Consider the following 22773-nt stretch of genomic DNA (forward strand, 5'->3'; position numbering starts at 1 on the left):
TCATGACCGATCGTCTATGCCCGCGCGATGAGGCCGAGGTGGCGGAAGCGGTGAAATGGGCGCTCTCCAACGGGCGCACGCTCGACGTCACCGGCTCGGGCTCGAAGCGCGCGCTCGGCCGGCACATCCAGACCGACGCGACGCTGGAGCTCGCGGCGCTCTCCGGCGTCACGCTGTACGAGCCGGAGGAGCTGGTGCTCTCCGCCCGCGCCGGCACGCCGGTCCGCGAGATCGAGGAGCTGGTCGCCCGCTCCGGGCAGATGATGGCGTTCGAGCCGATGGATTACGGACCGCTGCTGGGCGAGGAGCCGGGGCGAGGCACGCTGGGCGGCCTGCTCGCCTGCAACCTCGCCGGACCCCGCCGGCCGAGCGCCGGCGCGGCGCGCGACCATGCGCTCGGCATCCGTGCCGTCTCTGGGCGGGGCGAGGCGTTCAAGGCCGGCGGGCGGGTGGTGAAGAATGTCACCGGCTACGACCTGCCGCGCGGGCTTTCCGGCTCCCACGGCACGCTCGCCGCCTTCACCGAGGTCACCATCAAGATCCTGCCGCGTCCCGAGACGGTCGAGACGCTGCTGATCCTCGGCCTCGACGACGCCACCGCGGCGAAGGCGATGAGCGCGGCGGTCGGCTCCTATTACGACGTCTCGGCGGCCGCGCATCTGCCGGCCGACGTCGCCGCCGCCATTCCCGCGCTCGTCAATGCGGGCTGGTCGGTGACCGCGCTCCGGCTCGAAGGCGTGCCGCCCTCGATTCTGCATCGCCGCGCCAGGCTGGAGGAACTGCTCGGCTCGTTCGGCGAGCTCGGCGCGCTGAAGGCGGAGCCGTCGCTGGAGCTGTGGCGGGCGGTGCGGGACGTGCTGCCTTTCGCGGAACAGCGCACGCGCGCCGTCTGGCGCGTCTCGACCGCGCCGCTGCAGGGGGCGGCGATCGGTGCCGCTGCGCGGATGGCCGGCGGGCGGGCCTTCTACGACTGGGCCGGCGGGCTCGTATGGATCGAGATGCCGGACGAGCAACCGCGCGCCGATGTCGTCCGAGCCGCGGTCGACGTGGCCGGCGGCCATGCGACGCTCACCCGCGCCGCGCCGGCCGAGCGCGCCGCGCTCGACGTGTTCCAGCCGCTCGACCCCATCACCGGCGCGCTGGTGCGCCGGATGAAGGAGAGCTTCGATCCGCAGCGGGTGCTGAGCCCCGGCCGCATGTATGCGGGAGTGTGAGAGCCATGCAGACCAATTTCTCGCTTGCCCAGCTCGCCAATCCCGACATCGCCACCGCCGAAGGCGTGCTGCGCGCCTGCGTGCATTGCGGCTTCTGCACCGCCACCTGCCCGACCTTCGTGCTGCTCGGCGACGAACTCGATTCACCACGTGGGCGAATCTACCTCATCAAGGACATGCTGGAGAACGACCGGCCGGCGACGACGGAGGTGGCCAAGCACGTCGACCGCTGCCTCTCCTGCCTGTCATGCATGACCACCTGCCCCTCCGGCGTGCACTACATGCACCTCGTCGACGTCGCCCGCGCGCATATCGAGGAGACCTATAAGCGCCCCTTCGCCGACCGGATGATCCGCGTGCTGCTGGCGCGGGTGCTGCCGAGCCGTCGGCTGTTCCGCCTCGCCATCGGTGGCGCCATGCTGGCGCGGCCCTTTGCCGGGCTGTTCGCCAGCGTGCCGGGCCTCAAGCCGCTAGCGGCAATGCTGCAGCTCGCCCCGGCCCGCCCGGCGACCCGCGCGGCGAGCGAGGGCGAGCGGCGCTTCCCGGCCAAGGGGCCGCGCCGCGCCCGCGTCGCGCTGCTCGACGGCTGCGCCCAGCCGGTGCTGCGCCCGGAGATCGACGAGGCGGCGATCCGTCTGCTCACCCGCATGGGCGTCGAGATCGTGCGCCCCAAGGGCGGCGGCTGCTGCGGCTCGCTGACCCACCACATGGGCAAGGAAGACCTCGCGTTCGCCAATGCCCGCGCCAATGTCGATGCCTGGAGCCGCGAGATCGAGGGCGAGGGGCTCGACGCCATCATCATCACCACCTCCGGCTGCGGCACCACCATCAAGGATTACGGCCACATGCTGCGGAGCGAGCCGGCCTATGCCGAGCGCGCGGCGAGGGTCTCCAGCCTGGCGAAGGACATCAGCGAGTTCCTCGCCGAGCGTGAGCTGCCGGTGCCGGTGATCGCCGCCGGGCGGCGCGTCGCCTATCACGCCGCCTGCTCGCTGCAGCACGGCCAGAAGGTCCGCACCGCCCCCAAGGCGCTGCTGGCGAAGGTCGGCTTCGAGGTGCTGGAACCGGCCGAGGGGCATCTGTGCTGCGGCTCGGCCGGCACCTACAACATCCTGCAGCCGGAGATCGCCGGCCAGCTCCGCGCGCGCAAGGTCGCCAATATCGAGCGCACGCGGCCGGAGATCATCGCCACCGGCAATATCGGCTGCATGACGCAGATCGGCGGCGGCACGGCGATCCCCGTGCTGCACACGGTGGAGCTGATCGACTGGGCGACCGGCGGGCCGAAGCCGGATATCATCGCGGACGTGAACGTCGCCGCCTGATTCTCGCTGTCGGAACCGCCGATGAGCCTGCCCCGCCTGCTCGTGCTGTCGCTCGGCGGCACCATCACCATGAAGCGCGACCCTGCTGGCGGCATCGTGCCGGCGCTGGGCGCGGCCGACCTCGTCGCCGCCATACCGGGCCTTGCCGACGTCGCGGAGATCGAGGCGCGCTCGCCGCTGAAGCTGCCGAGCCCGTCGCTGACGCCCACACAGATCGCCGGCGTCGCCGCCGAGATCCGCGCCGGGTTCAAAGCCGGCTTCGACGGCGCGGTGGTGATCCAGGGCACCGACACCATCGAGGAGACCGCCTTCGCGCTCGACCTGCTGATCGAGGACGAGCGCCCGGTGGTCGTCACCGGGGCCATGCGCGGGCCGGAAGCGCCGGGGGCGGACGGGCCGGCAAATCTTCTTTCCGCCGCGATCGTCGCCGCCAGCGCCGCCGCGCGCGGGCTCGGCGCGCTCGCCGTGCTGAACGACGAGATCCACGCCGCCCGCGCTGTGCGCAAGGCGCACACCGCGCTGCCCTCGGCCTTCGTCTCGGCGGCGCCCGGCCCGCTCGGGCTGGTGGCGGAGGGGCGCGCGCGGTTTCACGCCCGCCTGCCGCGCGGACCGCATTTCGAGCTGCCTGGAGGAACCGACCTGCCGCGCGTTGCGCTGGCGAAGATGACGCTGGGCGACGATGGCGGGCTGGTCGCAGCGACGCCCGACCTCGGCTATGCCGGCCTCGTCATCGAGGGCATGGGCGCCGGCCACGTGCCGGCCGAGATCGCCGACATGGTCGGCTATGTGGCTTCGAAGATTCCAGTGGTGCTGGCGAGCCGCACGCTGGGCGGGCCGGTCTTCACCAAGACCTATGGCTATGCCGGCTCGGAGATCGACCTGCTGGCACGTGGGCTGATCCCGGCCGGCTCGCTGCAAGGCCCGAAGGCGCGGCTGCTGCTGATGTTCGCGCTCGCCGCCGGGCTGGATCGCGACGAGGTCGCAGCGGCGTTCGGGGTGTATCGGTAGTCGGCTGTCCGCTTCGGAGTGCGCCGGGGGCATCCTTCGAGGCTCGCTCGCACCTCAGCATGACGGCGTTCATATAAGCAAATCATCGCCCCGTCATGCTGAGGTGCCGGCAAAGCCGGCCTCGAAGCACGCAGGCGCGAGCCGCAAAAACAAGCACGGCAGCCCAAAAGCAAACGGGGCGCCAAAGCGCCCCGTTCCGATCTTCACTGGCGAACCGCGTTCACTCGGCGGCGCCGGCCTCGGTGGCTTCCGCGGCCTTGGCGGCGGCCTCGAGGTCCTCGCCGGTCTTCTGGTCGACGACCTTCATCGAGAGGCGGGTCTTGCCGCGCTCGTCGAAGCCGAGCAGCTTCACCTTCACCTTGTCGCCTTCCTTGACGACGTCGGAGGGCTTCGCCACGCGCTCCTTGGCGAGCTGCGAGACGTGCACGAGGCCGTCCTTGGCGCCGAAGAAATTCACGAAGGCGCCGAAGTCCACGACCTTGACGACCGTGCCCTCGTAGATGTGGCCGATCTCCGGCTCGGAAGCGATCGACTTGATCCAGTTCAGCGCCGCCTTGATCGACTCGCCCGAGGCGGAGGCGACCTTCACGGTGCCGTCGTCCTCGATGTTGATCTTGGCGCCGGTCTTCTCGACGATCTCGCGGATCACCTTGCCGCCCGAGCCGATCACTTCGCGGATCTTGTCGACCGGGATCTGGATCACCTCGATGCGCGGGGCATGCTCGCCGAGCTCGGCGCGGGCGCCGGAGAGCGCCTTGCCCATCTCGCCGAGGATGTGCATGCGGCCGTCCTTCGCCTGGGTGAGGGCGACCTTCATGATCTCCTCGGTGATGCCGGCGATCTTGATGTCCATCTGCAGCGCGGTGACGCCCTTGTCGGTGCCCGCCACCTTGAAGTCCATGTCGCCGAGGTGATCCTCGTCACCGAGGATGTCCGACAGCACGGCGTATTTCTCGCCCTCGAGGATGAGGCCCATGGCGATGCCGGCCACCGGGCGGCGCATCGGCACGCCGGCATCCATCAGCGCCAGCGAGGTGCCGCAGACGGTCGCCATGGAGGAGGAGCCGTTCGACTCCAGGATCTCCGAGACGGCGCGCAGCGTGTAGGGGAACTCGTGCGCCGGCGGCAGCACCGGGTGCACGGCGCGCCAGGCGAGCTTGCCGTGGCCGATCTCGCGGCGGCCCGGGGAGCCCATGCGGCCGGTCTCGCCGACTGAGAAGGGCGGGAAGTTGTAGTGCAGCAGGAAGCGCTCCTTGTAGGTGCCTTCCAGGCTGTCGATGAACTGCTCGTCCTCGCCGGTGCCCAGCGTGGCGACGACCAGCGCCTGCGTCTCGCCGCGGGTGAACAGCGCCGAGCCGTGGGCGCGCGGCAGCACGCCGACCTCGGAGAGGATCGGGCGCACGGTCTTGGTGTCGCGGCCGTCGATGCGCACGCCCTCGTCGAGGATGGTCCAGCGGACGATCTTCGCCTCGAGCTCCTTCAGCACGTCGCTGAGCTTCTGCGCGTCCGGGACTTCCTTGCCCTCGGCAGCGAGCGCGGCGTAATGCGCCTTGGCCTTGGCCTTGGCGGCATCGACCGCGGCGTAGCGGTCCTGCTTCTTGGCGATCTTGTAGGCGTCGCGCAGCTCCGCCTCGATCAGGCCGCGCAGCTCGGTCTCGAGCGCCGAATTGTCCGGAGCGGCGAAGTCGCGCGGCTCCTTGGCGGCCTTCTCGGCGAGGCGAATGATGGCGTCGATCACCGGCTGGAAGTGGCGGTGGCCGAACATCACGGCGCCGAGCATGACTTCCTCGGACAGCTCCTTGGCTTCCGATTCGACCATCAGCACGGCGTCGGCGGTGCCGGCGACCACGAGGTCGAGGGCGCTTTCCTTCACCTCGTCGACGGTCGGGTTCAGCACATATTCGTTGTCGATGAAGCCGACGCGGGCGCCGCCGATCGGGCCCATGAAGGGCACGCCGGACAGGGTGAGGGCGGCCGAGGCGGCCACCATCGAGACGATGTCCGGGTCGTTCTCGAGGTCATGCGAGAGGACGGTGATGATGACCTGCGTGTCGCACTTGTAGCCCTCGGCGAAGAGGGGGCGGATCGGGCGGTCGATCAGGCGGGAGACCAGCGTCTCCTTCTCGCTCGGACGGCCCTCGCGCTTGAAGTAGCCGCCGGGGATGCGGCCAGCCGCATAGGCCTTTTCCTGGTAGTTGACGGTGAGCGGGAAGAAGTCCTGGCCGGGCTTGGGCGCCTTGGCGGAGACCACGGTGGCGAGCACGGTGGTGTCGCCATAGGAGGCGAGCACGGCGCCATCGGCCTGGCGCGCCATCTTGCCGGTCTCGAGGGTGAGCGTGCGCCCGCCCCAGTCGAGTTCCTCGCGATGAATGTCGAACATATGATTCTCTGGCTTTCCGAAGCCGGAGAGCCATGGGCAAGACGGCGGGAGGCTCGTCCGCTGCGCGCGGCCCTCGCCCGGCGGAGCCGGAGCGGGGGACACGGGATGCAAGCCTCCGGCGATCCTGCCATGGCTCGCCGCTTCATTTGCGAGCGGCGAGCCCCATGCCCGCCGCCTGTCGGTCAACGCCGCGTCCGGACCATCCGGGCGCGCAACGAAAACGGGCGGGTCGACGGGCCTCGCCCGTTCCGCCCGGAGCACCTCCCGCCGGGATGTTCCATCCGGCGATCAGGAAGGCACTCCAACGAAAAGGGCATGTCCCGATGAAAGCGCTCGGCTTTCGCAGAACATGCCCGAAGGCGTCAGCGGCGGATGCCGAGACGCCCGATCAGCGCCTTGTAGCGCGCCTCTTCGGTCTTCTTCAGATAGTCCAGCAGACCGCGACGCTGGGAGACGAGCTTGAGCAGGCCGCGACGCGAGTGGTTGTCCTTGGCGTGGCTCTTGAAGTGCTCGGTGAGGTTGGAGATGCGCTCGGTGAGGATCGCAACCTGGACTTCGGCCGAACCGGTATCACCCGGCTTGGTGGCATATTCAGTGATGAGCGCCTGCTTGCGCTCGGCCGTGATCGACATCGGATATCCTTTCCGTGTGCAGGGTCTCAGAATGACGGGGGCCCGGAAGGCCGCTCCGTCCCGCGTCTCGGCCGAGCCGGGATGTCGTCCAGCACGGTCGAAATGACAACGGGTCGCGCGGACAGGCATGTCCGCAACGCGCGCGCACCATACACGAAAACGCCAGCGTGGCTAGCGCGATGTGGGCGCGGGCACGAGGGCTCGGCGCCTCACCCGCCCGAATGGAAGATCCGCTTCGGGAAGATCTCGCCGGCCTCGGCCTCGCCGAGCGCGACCAGCCTGCCGCCGGCAGTGATCGCCACCGGGCCTTCGAGGATCGGCGCGTCGCGCCCGCGCAGGATGATGCTCTGGCCATGGGCGAGGCGCGCGGCATCCGCCGGCGAGACGCGCAGCGAGGGCAGCGTGTCGAGGCCGATGCCGACCGGACGCAGCGCGAAGGCGGGCGCGGCATCGCCATTGGCCTCCGAGACGGCGCGCAGCTCGGCGAGCGGCACCAGCGAGGCCTCTTCGAAGGTACCGACACAGGTGCGGCGCAGCGCGCTGATATGGCCGCGCGTGCCCAGCGTGCGGCCGAAGTCGCGGGCGAGCGAGCGCACATAGGTGCCCTTGCCGCACTCGGTCTCGAACACCGCATGGTCGGCGTCCGGCATGTCGACGAGCTCCAGCCGGTGAATCTCGACGAGGCGCGGGGCGAGCTCGACGGCGACGCCCTCGCGGGCGAGGTCATAAGCCCGCTCGCCATTGATCTTCAGCGCCGAGAAGGCCGGCGGGGTCTGCTCGATCTCGCCGCGGAAGGCCGGCAGCATGGCGAGGATCGCCTCGCGCGCCGGGCGCGCATCCGAGGTCGTGACCGCGCGCCCCTCGGAATCGTCGGTGTCGGTCTCGACGCCCCAGCGCACGGTGAAGCGGTAGACCTTGCGCCCGTCCATAACGAACGGGACCGTCTTGGTGGCCTCGCCAAGCGCGATCGGCAGGCAGCCCGAGGCGAGCGGGTCGAGCGTGCCGGCATGGCCGGCCTTCTTGGCCGAGAACAGCCATTTCACCGCGCCGACCGCCTGCGTCGAGGTCATGCCGACCGGCTTGTCGAGCAGCACCCAGCCGTCGATGTCGCGCTTGGGGCGGCGCTGGCGGGCCGGCGCGGGGGCGCGTTCCGCCTTCGGCGGGCGGGCGGGCTCCCCGGTCTCGGTCGCGGGGGCCTCGTGAGCGAGGGTATCGGCGTCAAACGGGGCGTTCATGTCTCGTCCTCTTGGTTCTTGTCCTCGAGATCGCGCTGCACCTGCGGCGAGCGCAGCAGCGCGTCGATCCGCGCGCCTTCCTCGAAGGAGGTGTCGATGCGGAAGCGCAGCTCGGGAACGAATTTCAGCTCCACCCGGCGCGCGAGCTCGCCGCGCAGCGGCTTGGCGTTCTCGGCCAGCGCGGCGATCGCCGCCTTCGGGTCCTTGCCGCCGAGCGGCATGACGAAGCAGGTGGCGATCTTCAGGTCCGGGCTCATCCGCACCTCGGGCACGGTGATCAGCACCTTGGAAAGCGCCGGATCCGGCAGGTCGCCGCGCGCGAGGATGTCCGCGAGGGCATGGCGCACCAGCTCGCCCACGCGGAGCTGACGCTGGCTCGGGCCCGCGACCGAGCTCGTCCTGTTCTTCATAATGCACAAACCTTCATGGCCCTTCCCCGGTGAACCGGAGACAAGGGGCCGACTTCGACCGGAACCGGCGGGATCGGACCGCGGATTCCCGTGGATGCTTCAGAGCTTGTCCGGAGCCCGGAAGGCCGGGCGCCGGGCAGGCATCACAGCGTGCGCTGCACCACCTCGACGCGGTAGCACTCGATCACGTCGCCGGCGCGCATGTCCTGGTAGTTTTCGAAGGACATGCCGCACTCCTGGCCGGCCTGCACCACGTTCACCGCATCCTTGAAGCGGTTCAGCGTAGCGAGCTTGCCCTCGTGGATCACGACGTTGTCGCGGATCAGGCGGACATGCTGGCCGCGCTCGACGGTGCCGTCGGTGACGCGGCAGCCGGCGACCTTGCCGACCTTCGAGACGTTGAAGATCTCCAGGATCAGCGCGTTGCCGAGCATGGTCTCGCGCTTCACCGGGGCGAGCAGGCCGCCCATCGCCGCCTTCACGTCATCCACGAGGTCGTAGATGATGTTGTAGTAGCGGATCTCGATGCCGGCGCGCTCGGCCGCCTCGCGGGCTTCCTTGTTGGCGCGCACGTTGAACGCGATGATCGCCGCGCCGGCCGTCTCGGCCAGCGTCACGTCGCTCTCGTTCACGCCGCCGGCGCCGGAGTGGATGATGCGGGCCTGCACCTCGTCGGTGCCGAGCTTCTCCAGCGAGGCGATGATCGCCTCGACCGAGCCCGACACGTCACCCTTGACGATCAGCGGGAATTCCTTGCGGCCCGCCGTCTTCGCCTGGCTCATCATCTGCTCGAGCGAGCCGCGCACGGTGGCGGAACGCGCCGCCGCCTTCTCGCGCTTCTGGTTCTTGCGGTAGTCGGTGATCTCGCGGGCGCGGGCCTCGCTCTCGACCACCGCGAGGCGGTCGCCCGCCTCCGGCGTGCCGTTGAAGCCGAGCACCTCGACCGGCATGGACGGCTCGGCCGAACCGAGCTGGCTGCCCTTGTCGGAGATCAGCGCGCGCACGCGGCCCCATTCGGCGCCGGCCACGACGATGTCGCCGACGCGCAGGGTGCCGCGCTGCACGAGAACCGTCGCCACCGGGCCACGGCCGCGATCGAGCTTGGCCTCGATGACGGTGCCCTCGGCGTCGCGATCGGGATTGGCCTTGAGGTCGAGAACTTCGGCCTGAAGGCTGATCAGTTCGAGCAGCTTGTCGAGATTGGTGTGGGCCTTGGCCGACACCTCGACCTCGAGCGTCTCGCCGCCGAGGCTTTCGACCTGCACCTCGTATTGCAGCAGCTCGGAGCGCACGCGCTCCGGCTTGGCATCGGGCTTGTCGATCTTGTTGATGGCGACGATCAGCGGCACCTTGGCGGCGCGCGCGTGATTAATGGCCTCGATGGTCTGCGGCATGACGCCGTCATCGGCGGCCACCACCAGCACCACGATGTCGGTCACCTTGGCGCCGCGGGCGCGCATGGCGGTGAACGCGGCGTGGCCGGGCGTGTCGATGAAGGTGATCTTGCCGCCGAGCGGCGAGGTCACCTGATAGGCGCCGATATGCTGGGTGATGCCGCCGGCCTCGCCGGAGACCACGTTGGCCGAGCGCAGGGCGTCGAGCAGCGAGGTCTTGCCGTGGTCGACATGGCCCATGATGGTGACGACCGGCGGGCGCGACTCCAGATTCTCCGGCGCGTCGGGGGCATCGAACAGGCCTTCCTCGACATCGGATTCGGCGACGCGGCGCACGCTGTGGCCGAGTTCCTCGGCGATAAGCTGGGCGGTGTCGGCGTCGATCACGTCGGTGATCTTCACCATCTGGCCCTGCTTCATCAGCAGGCGGATGACGTCGACCGCGCGCTCGGCCATGCGGTTGGCCAGCTCCTGGATGGAGATGGTCTCGGGAACGATCACCTCGCGGGCGATCTTTTCCTTCACCTCGACATGGCGGTGGCCGCTCATGCGCTGGGTGCGGCGGCGGAACGAGGCAACGGAACGCTGGCGCTCCTCCTCGCTCGACTGGGCGGTCACCAGCGTGAGGCGGCCGCGATTCTTCTCGCCGCCGGCCGGGCGCGTCGGCTTCGGCGCGGGCGCGGCAGGACGCGCGGCGCCGCCCGGTCCGCGACGGACGGGACGACGCTCGTCATCCTCGGCTTCCATGCCGCCGGGACCACGCGGGGTGGCGACACGCGGGGCGCCGACCGACGAGGGGGCCGACGGCGCGGGCTGGGCGGCACGCGGCGCGCCGGCGGGCGCGGCCGGGGCCGCGGCAGCCGGGGCAGACGCGGGGGCATCGTCGCCGAAGCGCTTGCGCGCCTCCTGTTCGGACTTGCGGCGGGCCTCGTCCTCGAAGGCGCGGCGGGCCTCTTCCTCGCGCTTGCGCGCCTCGGCGGCCTCGCGCTCGATCTTCTCGCGCGCCTCGCGCTCGGCGCGGCGGCGGGCTTCCTCCTCGGCGCGCGCGCGCTCCTCCGCCTCGCGGACGCGGGCGTCCTGGAGCGCGGCGGTGCGGGCGCGAGCCTCCTCCTCGGTCAGCGAGCGCAGCACCACGCCGCCGGGGCGGGTGCCGGCATGCGCCGGACGCGAGGTCGAAAGATTCGCCGAGGGCGCCTGCTGGGTGCGGCTCGGCTGCGGCGCGCCGTTGCGGGCGGGCGCCGGCGCGGCGGCCTGGCTGGGCGGGGGCGAGGGACGGGGCGGCGCGGAGACCGAGGGAGCAGGATGCGGCGCGGCATGCGGCACGTCGGGCTTGTCGCCCGGGCCGATCACGCGACGCTTCACCTTCTCGACCACGACGGCCTTGGACCGCCCATGGCTGAAGCTCTGGCGGACGACGCCCTGCTCGACAGGCCTCTTGAGCGTCAGGGTCTTGCCGGAGGCAGCCCCTTGACCAACGCCCATCGTCTTCTCGCCGGGATTCTTCGTATCGTTCATTCGGTGTCCGTTCCTGGGCGTGCGCGCCTCATGCGCGACGCCGATTCCTTAGCGCGCCGGCTGCTTATCCGGCCCGCCAGCGCTCGAGCTTTCGTATGCGCGCGAGAAACCCCGCGCTCGTCGGATGCGCGAGCAGGGCAGCATGTACCACATTTGCCCTCCCCAGCGCCAAGTCCAATTGCACGCCCGTGACACATGACACGGTTGCGATATCGCGGCCGCTCTCCTCGCTCACGCGACGGGCCAGCGCATCGATCTTCGCCACCCCGTCGGAGGCGGCGTCGGCTGCGTGCACCAGCACCGAGACCTCGCCCGAGCGCAGCGCCTCGGCCACCTTGGTCGTGCCCGTCACCAGCCGCCCCGCCTTGTTGGCGAAGCCGAGCGCGGCGAACGCGTCCTTCTCCAGCAGGGAGTCGACCAGCTCCGGCAGCGCCGGCTCCACCCGCCCCTTGCCGCGGAACGCCCGGCCGAAAGCCTTGCGCCGGATTGCCTCGGCAAGCGCGGTGCGGGTCGCCTCCACCCAGGCGCCGCGGCCCGGAAGCCGCGAACCGAGGTCCGGCACCACCATGCCATCCGGCGCCACCACGAAGCGCAGCATCTGGTCGACCGGACGAACCGTGCGGGAAGCAATGCAGAAGCGCGTCAGCTCGCGGCGGCCGGCGGCGGGACCGGAATCGGTCTCCGTCGCGTCGGCCACCTCGGCCTCCGCCACCTGCGCGATCGCCTCGTCCTTCGCCGCCTGCATGCGCAGCCGCTCTCCTGCCATCTCTCGTCCGGCAGCGGCGGCGCGCCCTGTCAGGCGGTCCGCCGCACCGGCCGAATCCTCACGCCGCCGCCCCGCCGGGGGCGTCTTCCTCGGCGCCGTCCTCGTCCTCGGCCGCACCGGAGGCGAGGTCCTCCTCGGTGATCCAGCCGGCCTTGAGACGGGCCTGCATGATCAGCGCCTCGGCCTCCTCGCGGGACAGGCCGAAGCCCTCCAGCGCGCCGGCGATGCGGACCGTCTCGCCGTCCTTGCGCTCGGTCCAGCCGGTCAGGTCGTCAGTGGCGCAGCCGGCGAGGTCCTCGACGGTCTTGATGTCGTTCTCGCCGAACGCCACCAGCATCGGCGAGGTCACACCCGGAACCTCGCGCAGCTCGTCGGCAACGCCGAGCGCGCGGCGCTTCTCGTCATATTCGGCCTCGACGGCCGCGAGGTGGCCCAGCGCACGGTTCTGCAGCTCCTGCGCCGTGTCCTCGTCGAAGCCCTCAATGCCGGCGAGCTCGTTGATCGGGACATAGGCTAGCTCTTCGACCGTGGCGAAGCCTTCGGAGGCGAGGAGCTGGCCCATCATCTCGTCGAGGTCGAGCGCCTCGGCGAACATCTTGGTGCGCTCGGCGAATTCCTTCTGGCGCCGCTCGCTCTCCTCGGCCTCGGTCATGATGTCGATGTCCCAGCCGGTGAGCTGGGAGGCGAGGCGCACGTTCTGGCCGCGGCGGCCGATCGCGAGGCTTAGTTGGGCATCGGGGACCACGACTTCAATACGCTCGCGGTCCTCGTCGAGCACCACCTTCACCACCTCGGCGGGGGCGAGGGCGTTGACGATGAAGGTCGCCACATCCGGCGACCACGGGATGATGTCGATCTTCTCGCCCTGCAGCTCGTTCACCACGGCCTGCACGCGCGAGCCGCGCATGCCGACGCAGGCGCCGACCGGATCGACCGAGGAATCGCGCGAGGTCACAGCGATCTTGGCGCGCGAGCCCGGGTCGCGGGCGACCGCCTTGATCTCGACGATGCCGTCGTAGATTTCCGGCACTTCCTGCGCGAACAGCTTCGACATGAACTGCGGATGGGTGCGCGAGAGGAAGATCTGCGGGCCGCGCGGCTCGCGGCGCACGTCGTAGACATAGGCGCGGATGCGGTCGCCGGTCTTGAAGACCTCGCGCGGCAGCAGTTCGTCGCGGCGCAGCGAGCCCTCGCCGCGGCCGAGGTCGACGACGACATTGCCGTATTCGACGCGCTTCACCGCACCGTTCACGATCTCGCCGATGCGGTCCTTGTACTCGTCGTACTGACGGTCGCGCTCGGCCTCGCGCACCTTCTGCACGATGACCTGCTTGGCCGACTGCGCGGCGATGCGGCCGAAATCGAAGGGCGGCAGCGTGTCGGCGATGGAATCGCCGATCTGCGCCGCCGGGTTCAGCCGGCGGGCGCCGGCGAGATCGATCTCGATCGCCGAGTTCTCGACCTGGTCGACCACCAGGAGATGGCGCGCGAGGCGCAGCTCGCCGGTGCGCGGGTTGATCTCCGCATGGATGTCGGTCTCAGCGCCGTAGCGCGAGCGCGCCGCCTTGGCGATGGCGTCCTCCATGGCGGCGATGACGATTTGCCGGTCGATCGACTTCTCGCGCGCGACCGCATCGGCGATCTGCAGGAGTTCGAGCCGGTTTGCGCTGACGACAGCCATCGTCACGTCTCCTTCGCGGTGGATTTGCGTTTGGCGTTGGATTTCTTGCCGGTCTTGGCGGCGCCCTTCGGCTTGAGATAAGGCTTCGCCTTCTCCTTGCCGCGGACCGGCATCTTCTTCGGGGGGACCACGCGGGCGGCGGCGCCTTCGGCGCCCTCGTCCCCGGCGAAGTCCTCCGCCCCGATATCGTCGATCTCGTCCTCGGCGATGCCGGCGCCCTCGCGCAGCGCCTTGTCACGGCGCAGCGCCTCGCGGATCAGCGCGTCGGTCATCACCAGGCGCGCCTCGCCGATATCGGCGATCGGCAGGCGGACGGTGTCGGGCGCATCCGCCGGCGCGTCCTTCAGGCGAAGGATCGCCTCGCCGCCCTCGGCGCCGATCAGGATGCCACGGAAGCGCTTGCGACCGTCATGGGCGACCGCCATCTCGACCTTCAGGTCGTGGCCGGCCCAGCGCTGGAAGTCGCCCGCGCGCACCAGCGGGCGGTCGATGCCGGGCGAGGACATTTCGAGGTTGTAGGCGCCCGAGATCGGGTCCTCGACGTCGAGCACCGGCGAGAGGGCGCGGCTCGCCGCCTCGCATTCGTCGATGCCGAAGCCGCCGTCAGGCCGTTCCGCCATGATCTGCACGGTGACGCCGTTGGCGCCGGAGATCTTCACCCGCACCAGCCGGAAGCCGAGCCCTTCGAGCACAGGCTCGACGATCGCCGCGACGCGCGCGGCGGGACCGCTCTCGGTAATGAGCCGCGGCTCGTTCGGAGCCGGGGGCCGCGCATCGGCGGCGGGGATGTTCTCGTTCATGTGCCCTTGTGGGTCGCGGCGACCCGTAATGCGAAAAGAGCGGGCCCCGGCCGGGGCCCACCCTCAATCCGACCGTTTCCGATCGCTATGAGATGTGGTGAATGGCGCGCTTATACAGCCAAAGGCATATCCCGCGCAAGCTTGGGTCGAGGGCCGGGGCGGACCCGCCATAAGACCCCGCCGCGGCGGCGGCGCGACATGACCCGACCTCCACGTCCGCGACGTTACTCCAACAAAGCGTGGATGCCGGCTCAAGGCCGGGCATGACGACAGCCCGGGTGGTCATGATCTTGTCGCCCGGTCCGCGCCCGCGCATAAGCGCGGTATGGATTCGAAGCCCCGTGCCATCACCGATCAGGAAGCCGGCGTGCTCGTCGAGCGGGCGCCGGCCAAGGTCAATCTCACGCTGCGCGTGCTCGGACGGCGGGCGGACGGCTATCACGATCTGATGAGCCTCGTCGCCTTCGCCGGCACCGCCGACCGGCTGACGCTTCAGCCCGGCCGGTCGCTGTCGCTGGAGGTCGCCGGCGAGGGCGCCGCCGCCGCCGGGCCGGAGGCGGACAATCTGGTGCTGAAGGCCGCGCGGGCGCTGATCGCGCACGTGCCGGGGCTGGCGGCCGGGCATTTCCGGCTGGAGAAGCGCCTGCCGGTCGCCGCCGGGCTCGGCGGCGGCTCCTCGGACGCGGCGGCGGCGCTACGGCTGCTCGCCCGCCTGAACGGCCTTGCCCTCGACGATCCGCGCCTCGTCGAGGCGGCCGCCGCCGTCGGCTCGGATGTGCCGGTATGCCTCGGGGCACGCGCCAGCCTGATGGGCGGGCGCGGGGAGCGCGTCGAGCCGCTCGCCCTGCCGCGCTTCGGCGCGGTGCTGGTCAATCCGCGCATCGGCGTGCCGACCGCCGAGGTGTTCGGGCTACTCGCCCTGAAGCCGGGCGAGGCGCTGCCGGGACCGGCGCATCCCGACGCCGCCGGGTTCGCCGCCGACCGATCCGGCCTCGTCGCCCAGCTCGCCGGCCTGACCAACGACCTCGAAGCACCGGCCCGGCGGCTTGCCCCGGTCCTCGCGGAGGTCGAAGCGGCGCTGGCCGCGACACCGGGGGTGCGGCTGGTGCGCATGTCGGGGTCGGGCGCGACCATGTTCGCGCTCTATGACGATTGCCGCGCCGCGGGGCGTGCCGCCAAACTGTTGCGGGCGCGGCATTCCGGCTGGTGGGTGCGGTCCACCGTTCTCGGATGAGGCAAGCTCGGGAGATGCAGGCCGGATGACGACGTCGGTGGTGTTCGTGCTGGCGGCCTTCTTCGAGATTGCCGGCTGCTTCGCCTTCTGGGCGGTGGTGCGCAGCGGCGCCAGTGCGCTGTGGCTGGCGCCCGGCCTCGTCAGCCTCGTCGCCTTCGCGGCACTGCTGACCCAGGTCGACGCCTCGGCGGCCGGACGCGCCTTCGCCGCCTATGGCGGGGTCTATGTCGCTGCCTCGCTGGCCTGGCTGTGGGCGGTGGAAGGCTTTCGGCCCGACCGCTGGGACCTCGTCGGCGGCGCGGTGTGCCTCACCGGCGCCGCGATCGTGGTGTTCGGCCCGCGGGGGTAAGGACCTACCGCGCCCGCTCGACGCAGAACTCGACGACGTCGAGCAGCGCCTGCTTGGCGGCGCCGTTCGGGAACAGGCCGAGCGCGTCCTGCGCGATGGCGCCGTAATGGCGAGCGCGGTCGACCGTGTCGGCCAGCGCGCGGTGGCGGGCGAGGATGTCCATGGCGCGCTCGAGGTCGCCGTCGGCGATCTCGCCCTCCTCGAGGCAGCGGCGCCAGAAGGCGCGCTCCTCGTCATTTCCGCGCCGGAAGGCGAGCACAATCGGCAGGGTGATCTTTCCCTCGCGGAAATCGTCGCCGACATTCTTGCCGAGCTTGGCGCGCGAGCCGCCATAGTCCAGCGCGTCGTCGACGAGCTGGAAGGCGATGCCGAGATTCATGCCGTAGCTGCGGCAGGCGGCCTGCTCGGCCTTGTCGCGCCCGGCGATGACCGGGCCGACCTCGCAGGCGGCGGCGAACAGCTCGGCGGTCTTGCCGCGGATGACGGCGAGATATTCGTCCTCGGTGGTGGCGGTGTTCTTGGCAGCGGCGAGCTGGGCGACCTCGCCCTCGGCGATCACCACGGCGGCGGTGGAGAGGATGTCGAGCGCCCGCATGTTGCCGACCTCGACCATCATGCGGAAGGCCTGGCCGAGCAGGAAGTCGCCGACCAGCACGCTCGCCTCGTTGCCCCACAGCATGCGGGCGGCGAGCTTGCCGCGGCGCATCTCGCTGTCATCGACCACGTCGTCATGCAGCAGCGTCGCGGTGTGCATGAACTCGACCGAGGCGGCGAGCTTCACCGCGCCGTCGCCGGAATAGCCGGACAGCTCGGCGGTGGCGAGGGTGAGCATGGGCCGCAGACGCTTGCCGCCGGAAGAGATGAGGTGCTGTGCCACCTCCGGGATCATCGTCACGTCCGAACCGGTGCGCGACAGGATCAGCGCGTTCACCTGCTCCATGCCGGGGCGCACGAGATCGACGATCCCCTCGATCGAGGGTTCGGCGACGGGATCGAAGGGCAGAACAACGGCCACGGGCAGGTTCCTGTGAATGGCGTGCGCACCATAAGAACGACATGGCGACGACTTCAAGAGGGACCGGGCCACAGCTTCCCGTACGTCACTGTAGGCATGCATATGTCTTCCGGTACCGGCGCACGCTCTCGCCGCTCCGGCGCGGACGTGCCATGATGCGCGAATGCAAGAGCTTCTGCGCTCCAACGATCTGGTGCTCATCTCGGCGGTTGACGCGCTTTTGAGCGCCGCCGGCATCGAGCACCAGGTGGCCGACAGCCACATGAGCGCGCTCGAAGGCTCGATCGGCCTGCTGCCCCGCCGCCTGCTGGTCGACGACGCCGACCACAGGCGCGCCCGCGCCCTGCTCGCGGAAGCCGGCTTCGGCCATGTCCTCGTCGATTGACGCGCCTTCCATGGCCGCCGAGCTCACCGACGACGCCCTGCTGGGCGGCCGGCTGAGGCTGCTGCAGCCGGCGCGCGGCCACCGCGCTGGACATGACGCCCTGCTGCTCGCCGCCAGCGTGCCGGAGGATGCACGGGCGGCGGTCGATCTCGGCGCCGGTGTCGGTGCGGCGGGGCTTGCCGTGGCGGCCCGGCTGCCGGAAGCGCGGGTGACGCTGGTCGAGATCGACCCTGCGCTGGCGGAGCTGGCGCGGACGAACGCCGACCGGCAGGACGGCGACATCGGGACGCGGGTCGAGGTGGTCGCCGCCGACGTCGCCATGCTGGGGCGGCGCGGCGGCCCGGAGCGGCCGGCGGCGCAATCGGCCGACCTGGTGCTGATGAACCCGCCCTTCAACGATCCCGCGCGCTTCCGCGCCTCGCCACGCGGCGGGCGGGCGCTCGCCCATAGCGGGGCGGACGCCGACATCGCGACATGGCTGCGCGCCGCCGACCGGCTGCTGGCGGCGGGCGGGCGGCTCGCCCTCATCCATCGGCCCGAAGCGATCGGCGCGCTGCTCGCCGCGCTGGAGGGCCGCTTCGGCGCGGTCGCCATCCGCCCGGTGCATCCGCGCCCCGATGCGCCGGCGATCCGCATTCTGATCAGCGCCATCAAGGGCCGGCGCACGCCGCCCGCCCTGCTGCCCGCGCTCGTCCTCGCCGACGCGGCCGGCCGCCCCAGCGCGGCGGCCGAAAACATCCTGCGCGACGGCGCAGGGATCAGCTAATTCCGCAGCGTCAATACGCGTCGCGGCCGCGTTCTCATTTGCCCGCGCATGTTCTATGTGTGGCGTATGGCCGAAACCTCCTTCCTCGACAGTCTCAAGCGCGGCGCCGAAAAGCTGCTTCCGGCCCGGATGCGGGCCGGCACCGCCATCGTGCCGGTGGTGCGCCTCCACGGCGCCATCGGCATGGCGACGCCGTTCCGGCCGGGCATCACCTTCGCCGGACTCGCGAAGACGCTCGACCGGGCCTTCGCGGTGAAGGGCGCCAAGGCGGTGGCGCTGGTCATCAATTCGCCCGGCGGCTCGCCCGTGCAGTCGCACCTCGTCTATCGCCGCATCCGCGCGCTCGCCGAGGAGAAGGAACGCACCGTCATCGCCTTCGTCGAGGACGTGGCGGCCTCGGGCGGCTACATGCTCGCCTGCGCGGCCGACGAGATCGTCGCCGATCCGTTCTCGATCGTCGGCTCGATCGGCGTGGTGAGCGCCGGCTTCGGCTTCGACAAGGCGCTCGAGAAGCTGGGCATCGACCGGCGCGTCTACACCGCCGGCGAGCGCAAGGTGATCCTTGATCCGTTCCAGCCGGAGAAGCCGGAGGACGTGAAGAAGCTGAAGGCCCTCCAGAAGGAGGTGCATGAGCGTTTCGTCGCACTGGTGAAGGAGCGGCGCGGAAGCGTGCTCGCCGGCCCCGAGAAAGCCGTGTTTTCGGGTGAGTTCTGGGCGGCCGGACAGGCACTCGAATACGGGCTGGTCGATGCGATCGGCGACATGCGCACGCATCTGCGCGCCCGCTACGGCGAGAAGCTCATCACGCCGCTGATCTCCAGCGGCGGCGGCCTGTTCGGGCGTCGCACGCCGGGCGTTATCGGCGGACGGAGCCCGGTCGGCTTCGAAGGACCGGAAGGCATCGGCGCGGGCGCGGCCGAGGCCTTTGTCGGCATCGCCGAGGAGCGCGCCCTGTGGAGCCGTTTCGGGCTCTGAACCGGACGAGGGAAGGAAAGCGCGGCATGCCGCCCGTCATCATCGTCGCCCTGGGTGCCGTCGGCGCCGCCGCCCTGATCAAGCTGCTCGCCAAGGAGTCGCGCCGGGTGAACGCCGAGCTCGACGAGGTGCGCCGCGAGACCGCCGCCGAGAGCGCGCCGCCGCACGGCACGCTGCAGCGCGACCCGGCGACCGGCGAGTACCGGCCGCGGCAATAGCACAAGGCTGACGCGACCGTCTGGATCCGTTCTAACCAGCGGATTCTTACCGCGAATTCATTTTTCCGCGCTGATATTCCAGTTTATGCCGTAACGACAGGCAAGAGCCGTTTCCGATCGGGTGGAACCACCTGATCGACAAGAAAGGGCTCTCGATTAAACAGGGCTGGAGCATTTTCCGATCGCGAACTTTCGCGGAAAATGCTCCAGGTGCCGACAGACGGGAAACGGGATGCTGCAACGGGCCGAGGGCGGGTTCGAACGGACGGTCGCGACGCGCCGCAGCAGGCGGCGCTGGCCGCTCGTCCTCACGGCGCTCGCGCTCGCCGGCGCGGCCGGCGGCTACTACACTTATTCCACCGTCCTGCAGCGTGAGGCGGCGCCGGCGCTGGAGACGGCCGAGGTGACGCTCGGCGACATCGAGACCAGCGTCACCGCCATCGCCAACATGCAGCCCAAGACCTATGTCGACGTCGGCACGCAGGTGTCCGGGCAGCTCCGGACCATCATCCCGGACGTCGGCGCCATCGTGAAGAAGGGCGAGTTGCTCGCCGAGATCGACCCGACCGTCTACCAGACCCGGGTCAATGGCGACCGCGCCAGCCTCGACAATCTGAAGGCCCAGCTCGCGCAGGCGGAAGCCCAGCTCACCCTCGACAAGCTGCGCAACGAGCGCGCCCAGCAATTGCTGAAGAACCAGACCGGCAGCAAGGACGCGGCGGACGCGGCGGACGCCACCGAGCGCATCAGCGTCGCCAAGATCGATGCGCTGAAAGCGCAGATCAAGCAGACACAGGCGACGCTCGAGGGCGATCTCGCCAATCTCGGCTACACCAAGATCTACGCGCCGATGGACGGCACGGTGGTCAGCATCACCGCCCGCGAGGGCTCGACGCTGAACGCCAACCAGAGCGCGCCGATCGTGCTGCGCATCGCCGATCTCCAGACCATGACCGTCACTGCCCAGGTGGCGGAGGGCGACATCCCGAAGATCAAGGTCGGCGCGCCGGCCTATTTCTCGACGCTCGGCCTGCCGGACCGCCGCTGGAGCGGCGAGGTGCGCCAGATCGAGCCGACGCCGACCATCACCAACGACGTCGTGCTCTACAACGTGCTGATCGACGTGCCGAATCCCGACCTGACGCTGATGACCAACATGACCGCGCAGGTGTTCTTCCGCCTCGGCGAGGCCAGGGGCGTGCCGCTGGTGCCGATGCAGGCGCTGCGCGGGGGGAAGGACGGCAGCCACACGGTCCGCGTGGTCACGCCGCAGGGCATCGAGACGCGCAAGGTGAAGATCGGCCTCTCCAACCGCTCGACCGCGCAGGTGGTCGAGGGACTATCCGTCGGCGACAAGGTGGTGGTCGGCGCCGGCGCGCCGGCTGGCGGCGAGCGCCCGAACACCAACCGGCCGCCGGCGATGCCGCCCCGGCTCGGCTAGGGGGCGCGATGAGCGACATCCGCACCGAGCGCACCGAACAGCTTTCCGCCCCGGCGCCGGGCAAGGCCGCCCCGTCGATCGTCGAGCTCACCGAGGTCAGCCGCATCTACCCGAACGGCGAGAGCGTGGTGCGCGCGCTCGACCGAGTGTCGCTCTCGATCCAGCCCGGCGAATTCGTCGCCATCATGGGCCAGTCGGGCTCGGGCAAGTCGACGCTGATGAACATCGTCGGCTGCCTCGACCGGCCGTCCGCCGGCAGCTACCGGGTCGCCGGGGTCGACGTCGCCGGGCTCGACCCGGATGAGCTGGCGAGCCTGCGCTGCTCGACCTTCGGCTTCGTGTTCCAGCGTTACAACCTGCTGCCGAGCCTCACCGCCGCCGAGAATGTCGAGATTCCGGCGATTTATGCCGGCGCGCCCAAAGCCGAGCGCGTGGAGCGGGCGCACCGCCTGCTCGCCCGGCTCGGCCTCGCGGACCGCACCGAACACCGCCCGAGCCAGCTCTCCGGCGGGCAGCAGCAGCGCGTCTCGATCGCCCGCGCGCTGATGAACGCGGCGCCGGTCATCCTCGCCGACGAGCCGACCGGCGCGCTCGACACGCGCAGCGGCGAGGACGTGCTGGCGCTGCTGGCCGAGCTCAACGCCGAGGGTCACACGGTGATCCTGATCACCCACGATCCGGACGTCGCCGCCCACGCGCACCGCATCGTGCGCTTCCAGGACGGACGGATCATCGAGGACGAGCGCCGCGCCCCCGAGCCGGCGCGCCCCGCCCTGCCGGCGCAGGGCGTCGCCGGGCGCGGCGGGCTGATGCGCTTCCTGCCCGATCTGGGCGAGGCGGTGCGCATGGCCTTCGCCTCAATGTACGCCAATCTCTTCCGCACCGCGCTGACGCTGCTCGGCATCGTCATCGGCGTCGCCTCGGTCATCACCATGCTGGCGGTCGGCGACGGCGGCAAGGCGCGGGTGCTGGAGCGCATCTCGCAGATCGGCACCAACCTGCTGATCATCCGCCCCGGCGCGGTCGGCATCCGCACCAGCGGCGACAATGCCACCCTGCTGCCGGAGGACGCCGAGGCGCTGCGGGCGCTGCCGCACATGGCGGCGGTGGCGCCCGAGCGCACCGGCCGCTACACACTGCGCTACGGCTCGCAGGACTATTTCACCGTCGTCACCGGCACCACCGCCGACTATCTCGAATCGCGCGACTGGCCGCTCGCCTCGGGCGTGATGTTCACGCCCGACGATGTGCGCGCCTATGCGCCGGTCATCGTGCTCGGCCAGACGGTGGCGAAGAACCTGTTCGGCGAGGGCGCGCATCCGCTCGGCCGCTACGTGCTGGTCAAGAACGTGCCCTATGAGGTGATCGGCGTGCTGGCATCGAAGGGGGCCAACGCCTTCGGCCAGGACCAGGACGACACCGTGCTCATTCCGCTCTCCACCGGCTTCATGCGCGTGTTCGGAAAGCGCTTCGTCAGCTCCGTCACGGTCAAGGTCGAGGGCACGGAGAACATCGACGCGACCGAGGCCGCGATCCGCCGCGTGATCACCGAGCGGCATCAGGCGGAGGACTTCCAGATCCGCTCGACCTCGCAGTTCCTCGAGACCGCGCTGGAGACGCAGAACACGCTCACCCTCGTCCTCGGCTGCGTCGCCGCCATCTCGCTGCTGGTCGCCGGCATCGGGGTGATGAACATCATGCTGGTCAGCGTCACCGAGCGCACCCGTGAGATCGGCATCCGCATGGCGACCGGCGCGCGCATGAGCAACATCATGCTGCAGTTCAACACCGAGGCGCTGGTGGTGTGCGGCGTCGGCGGCGCCGTCGGGGTGCTGCTCGGCATCGGTGCGGCGCTCATCCTGCAGGCGCTCGGGGTCAGCATCGTGCTCTCAGCGCTGCCGCCGCTGCTGGCCTTCGGCTGCGCCTTCCTCACCGGCCTGGTCTTCGGCTATCTGCCGGCACGCAAGGCGGCCGGGCTCGATCCGGTGGTGGCGCTCGCCTACGAATAGGCCCGCCACCCCTTGCCCCCG

General features: G+C 70.5%; 20 protein-coding genes. 11 read left to right on the plus strand and 9 right to left on the minus strand.

The features are described 5' to 3' along the window. Window positions 1-2: 2 nt before the first annotated feature. The 3 genes from U742_RS0107285 to U742_RS0107295 are packed head-to-tail and all read left to right on the plus strand — an operon-like array spanning window position 3 to window position 3547. Window positions 3-1214 carry an FAD-binding protein gene (locus U742_RS0107285; RefSeq protein ID WP_029351534.1) on the plus strand — a complete coding sequence of 404 codons (1212 nt, stop codon included), beginning with the start codon at window positions 3-5 and terminating at the stop codon, window positions 1212-1214. 5 nt (window positions 1215-1219) lie between these two features. Further along, window positions 1220-2539: a glycolate oxidase subunit GlcF gene (gene glcF / locus U742_RS0107290; protein WP_029351536.1), complete on the plus strand. Its 1320-nt coding sequence runs from the start codon at window positions 1220-1222 to the stop codon at window positions 2537-2539. A gap of 21 nt (window positions 2540-2560) precedes the next feature. After that, on the plus strand, window positions 2561-3547 hold the full coding sequence (locus tag U742_RS0107295; RefSeq protein ID WP_029351538.1) for an asparaginase: 987 nt from the start codon (window positions 2561-2563) through the stop codon (window positions 3545-3547). A 220-nt stretch (window positions 3548-3767) separates the two neighbouring features. Here the strand turns inward: U742_RS0107295 and pnp are convergent, their stop codons facing one another. From pnp to rimP, 8 genes are all read right to left on the minus strand, one after another. Continuing rightward, window positions 3768-5927: a polyribonucleotide nucleotidyltransferase gene (gene pnp, locus U742_RS0107300; RefSeq protein ID WP_029351540.1), complete on the minus strand. Its 2160-nt coding sequence runs from the start codon at window positions 5925-5927 to the stop codon at window positions 3768-3770. Window positions 5928-6289: 362 nt separating this feature from the next. Further along, window positions 6290-6559 (minus strand): 30S ribosomal protein S15, encoded by a 270-nt coding sequence (gene rpsO / locus U742_RS0107305; RefSeq protein WP_029351542.1) that lies wholly within the window; start codon window positions 6557-6559, stop codon window positions 6290-6292. 209 nt (window positions 6560-6768) lie between these two features. After that, window positions 6769-7794, minus strand: coding sequence for a tRNA pseudouridine(55) synthase TruB (truB, locus tag U742_RS0107310; protein ID WP_029351544.1), 1026 nt, complete (start codon window positions 7792-7794; stop codon window positions 6769-6771). Beyond that, window positions 7791-8204 (minus strand): 30S ribosome-binding factor RbfA, encoded by a 414-nt coding sequence (rbfA, locus tag U742_RS0107315; RefSeq protein WP_029351547.1) that lies wholly within the window; start codon window positions 8202-8204, stop codon window positions 7791-7793. Before rbfA ends, truB begins: the two co-directional genes overlap by 4 nt. Window positions 8205-8347: 143 nt before the next feature. Next, the gene (gene infB, locus U742_RS0107320) at window positions 8348-11113 is read right to left on the minus strand and encodes a translation initiation factor IF-2 (RefSeq protein ID WP_029351548.1); all 2766 of its coding nucleotides are present in this window, start codon (window positions 11111-11113) and stop codon (window positions 8348-8350) included. 64 nt (window positions 11114-11177) lie between these two features. Further along, the gene (locus tag U742_RS0107325; RefSeq protein WP_051660936.1) at window positions 11178-11858 is read right to left on the minus strand and encodes an RNA-binding protein; all 681 of its coding nucleotides are present in this window, start codon (window positions 11856-11858) and stop codon (window positions 11178-11180) included. 79 nt (window positions 11859-11937) lie between these two features. Continuing rightward, complete coding sequence (gene nusA, locus U742_RS0107330) at window positions 11938-13560, minus strand: transcription termination factor NusA (RefSeq protein WP_029351552.1); 1623 nt, start codon at window positions 13558-13560, stop codon at window positions 11938-11940. A gap of 2 nt (window positions 13561-13562) precedes the next feature. After that, entirely contained in the window at window positions 13563-14360 is a 798-nt protein-coding gene (gene rimP, locus U742_RS0107335; protein WP_029351554.1) for a ribosome maturation factor RimP, read from the minus strand. A 325-nt stretch (window positions 14361-14685) separates the two neighbouring features. Between rimP and U742_RS0107340 the strand changes: the two genes are divergently transcribed. Together U742_RS0107340 and U742_RS0107345 are read left to right on the plus strand one after the other, a co-directional pair. Next, a complete protein-coding gene (locus U742_RS0107340; RefSeq protein ID WP_197028209.1) occupies window positions 14686-15594 on the plus strand; it encodes a 4-(cytidine 5'-diphospho)-2-C-methyl-D-erythritol kinase in 909 nt (302 codons plus the stop codon). Between the two features lie 25 nt (window positions 15595-15619). Then, entirely contained in the window at window positions 15620-15943 is a 324-nt protein-coding gene (locus tag U742_RS0107345) for a YnfA family protein (protein WP_029351557.1), read from the plus strand. A 4-nt stretch (window positions 15944-15947) separates the two neighbouring features. Here the strand turns inward: U742_RS0107345 and U742_RS0107350 are convergent, their stop codons facing one another. Next, on the minus strand, window positions 15948-16958 hold the full coding sequence (locus U742_RS0107350) for a polyprenyl synthetase family protein (RefSeq protein ID WP_029351560.1): 1011 nt from the start codon (window positions 16956-16958) through the stop codon (window positions 15948-15950). 163 nt (window positions 16959-17121) lie between these two features. On the opposite strand from U742_RS0107350, the gene U742_RS0107355 reads away from it, so the two are divergent. The 6 genes from U742_RS0107355 to U742_RS0107380 all read left to right on the plus strand — a co-directional run bounded on the left by U742_RS0107355 (window position 17122) and on the right by U742_RS0107380 (window position 22752). Continuing rightward, window positions 17122-17343: a putative signal transducing protein gene (locus tag U742_RS0107355; protein ID WP_029351562.1), complete on the plus strand. Its 222-nt coding sequence runs from the start codon at window positions 17122-17124 to the stop codon at window positions 17341-17343. Continuing rightward, window positions 17327-18109 carry a tRNA1(Val) (adenine(37)-N6)-methyltransferase gene (locus U742_RS0107360; protein WP_038360854.1) on the plus strand — a complete coding sequence of 261 codons (783 nt, stop codon included), beginning with the start codon at window positions 17327-17329 and terminating at the stop codon, window positions 18107-18109. The genes U742_RS0107355 and U742_RS0107360 overlap by 17 nt, the downstream gene beginning before the upstream one ends. Before the next feature lie 66 nt (window positions 18110-18175). Next, on the plus strand, window positions 18176-19084 hold the full coding sequence (locus U742_RS0107365; RefSeq protein ID WP_029351566.1) for a S49 family peptidase: 909 nt from the start codon (window positions 18176-18178) through the stop codon (window positions 19082-19084). A gap of 26 nt (window positions 19085-19110) precedes the next feature. Further along, window positions 19111-19302: a hypothetical protein gene (locus U742_RS0107370; protein WP_029351568.1), complete on the plus strand. Its 192-nt coding sequence runs from the start codon at window positions 19111-19113 to the stop codon at window positions 19300-19302. 232 nt (window positions 19303-19534) lie between these two features. Continuing rightward, complete coding sequence (locus tag U742_RS0107375) at window positions 19535-20743, plus strand: efflux RND transporter periplasmic adaptor subunit (RefSeq protein WP_029351570.1); 1209 nt, start codon at window positions 19535-19537, stop codon at window positions 20741-20743. Between the two features lie 8 nt (window positions 20744-20751). Beyond that, window positions 20752-22752, plus strand: a complete 2001-nt coding sequence (locus U742_RS0107380; protein WP_029351573.1) for a MacB family efflux pump subunit — start codon at window positions 20752-20754, stop codon at window positions 22750-22752. Window positions 22753-22773: the final 21 nt, after the last annotated feature.

It is taken from the genome of Allobosea sp. 117, assembly GCF_000702305.1.
Taxonomy (GTDB): domain Bacteria; phylum Pseudomonadota; class Alphaproteobacteria; order Rhizobiales; family Xanthobacteraceae; genus Ancylobacter.

What these genes read in the sequence shown, in the direction of transcription:
- U742_RS0107285 (WP_029351534.1), top strand. Translation starts at nt 3, where the DNA reads ATGACCGATCGTCTATGCCCGCGCGATGAGGCCGAGGTGGCGGAAGCG.
- glcF (WP_029351536.1), top strand. Translation starts at nt 1,220, where the DNA reads ATGCAGACCAATTTCTCGCTTGCCCAGCTCGCCAATCCCGACATCGCC.
- U742_RS0107295 (WP_029351538.1), top strand. Translation starts at nt 2,561, where the DNA reads ATGAGCCTGCCCCGCCTGCTCGTGCTGTCGCTCGGCGGCACCATCACC.
- pnp (WP_029351540.1), bottom strand. Translation starts at nt 5,927, where the DNA reads ATGTTCGACATTCATCGCGAGGAACTCGACTGGGGCGGGCGCACGCTC.
- rpsO (WP_029351542.1), bottom strand. Translation starts at nt 6,559, where the DNA reads ATGTCGATCACGGCCGAGCGCAAGCAGGCGCTCATCACTGAATATGCC.
- truB (WP_029351544.1), bottom strand. Translation starts at nt 7,794, where the DNA reads ATGAACGCCCCGTTTGACGCCGATACCCTCGCTCACGAGGCCCCCGCG.
- rbfA (WP_029351547.1), bottom strand. Translation starts at nt 8,204, where the DNA reads ATGAAGAACAGGACGAGCTCGGTCGCGGGCCCGAGCCAGCGTCAGCTC.
- infB (WP_029351548.1), bottom strand. Translation starts at nt 11,113, where the DNA reads ATGAACGATACGAAGAATCCCGGCGAGAAGACGATGGGCGTTGGTCAA.
- U742_RS0107325 (WP_051660936.1), bottom strand. Translation starts at nt 11,858, where the DNA reads ATGCAGGCGGCGAAGGACGAGGCGATCGCGCAGGTGGCGGAGGCCGAG.
- nusA (WP_029351552.1), bottom strand. Translation starts at nt 13,560, where the DNA reads ATGGCTGTCGTCAGCGCAAACCGGCTCGAACTCCTGCAGATCGCCGAT.
- rimP (WP_029351554.1), bottom strand. Translation starts at nt 14,360, where the DNA reads ATGAACGAGAACATCCCCGCCGCCGATGCGCGGCCCCCGGCTCCGAAC.
- U742_RS0107340 (WP_197028209.1), top strand. Translation starts at nt 14,686, where the DNA reads ATGGATTCGAAGCCCCGTGCCATCACCGATCAGGAAGCCGGCGTGCTC.
- U742_RS0107345 (WP_029351557.1), top strand. Translation starts at nt 15,620, where the DNA reads ATGACGACGTCGGTGGTGTTCGTGCTGGCGGCCTTCTTCGAGATTGCC.
- U742_RS0107355 (WP_029351562.1), top strand. Translation starts at nt 17,122, where the DNA reads ATGCAAGAGCTTCTGCGCTCCAACGATCTGGTGCTCATCTCGGCGGTT.
- U742_RS0107360 (WP_038360854.1), top strand. Translation starts at nt 17,327, where the DNA reads ATGTCCTCGTCGATTGACGCGCCTTCCATGGCCGCCGAGCTCACCGAC.
- U742_RS0107365 (WP_029351566.1), top strand. Translation starts at nt 18,176, where the DNA reads ATGGCCGAAACCTCCTTCCTCGACAGTCTCAAGCGCGGCGCCGAAAAG.
- U742_RS0107370 (WP_029351568.1), top strand. Translation starts at nt 19,111, where the DNA reads ATGCCGCCCGTCATCATCGTCGCCCTGGGTGCCGTCGGCGCCGCCGCC.
- U742_RS0107375 (WP_029351570.1), top strand. Translation starts at nt 19,535, where the DNA reads ATGCTGCAACGGGCCGAGGGCGGGTTCGAACGGACGGTCGCGACGCGC.
- U742_RS0107380 (WP_029351573.1), top strand. Translation starts at nt 20,752, where the DNA reads ATGAGCGACATCCGCACCGAGCGCACCGAACAGCTTTCCGCCCCGGCG.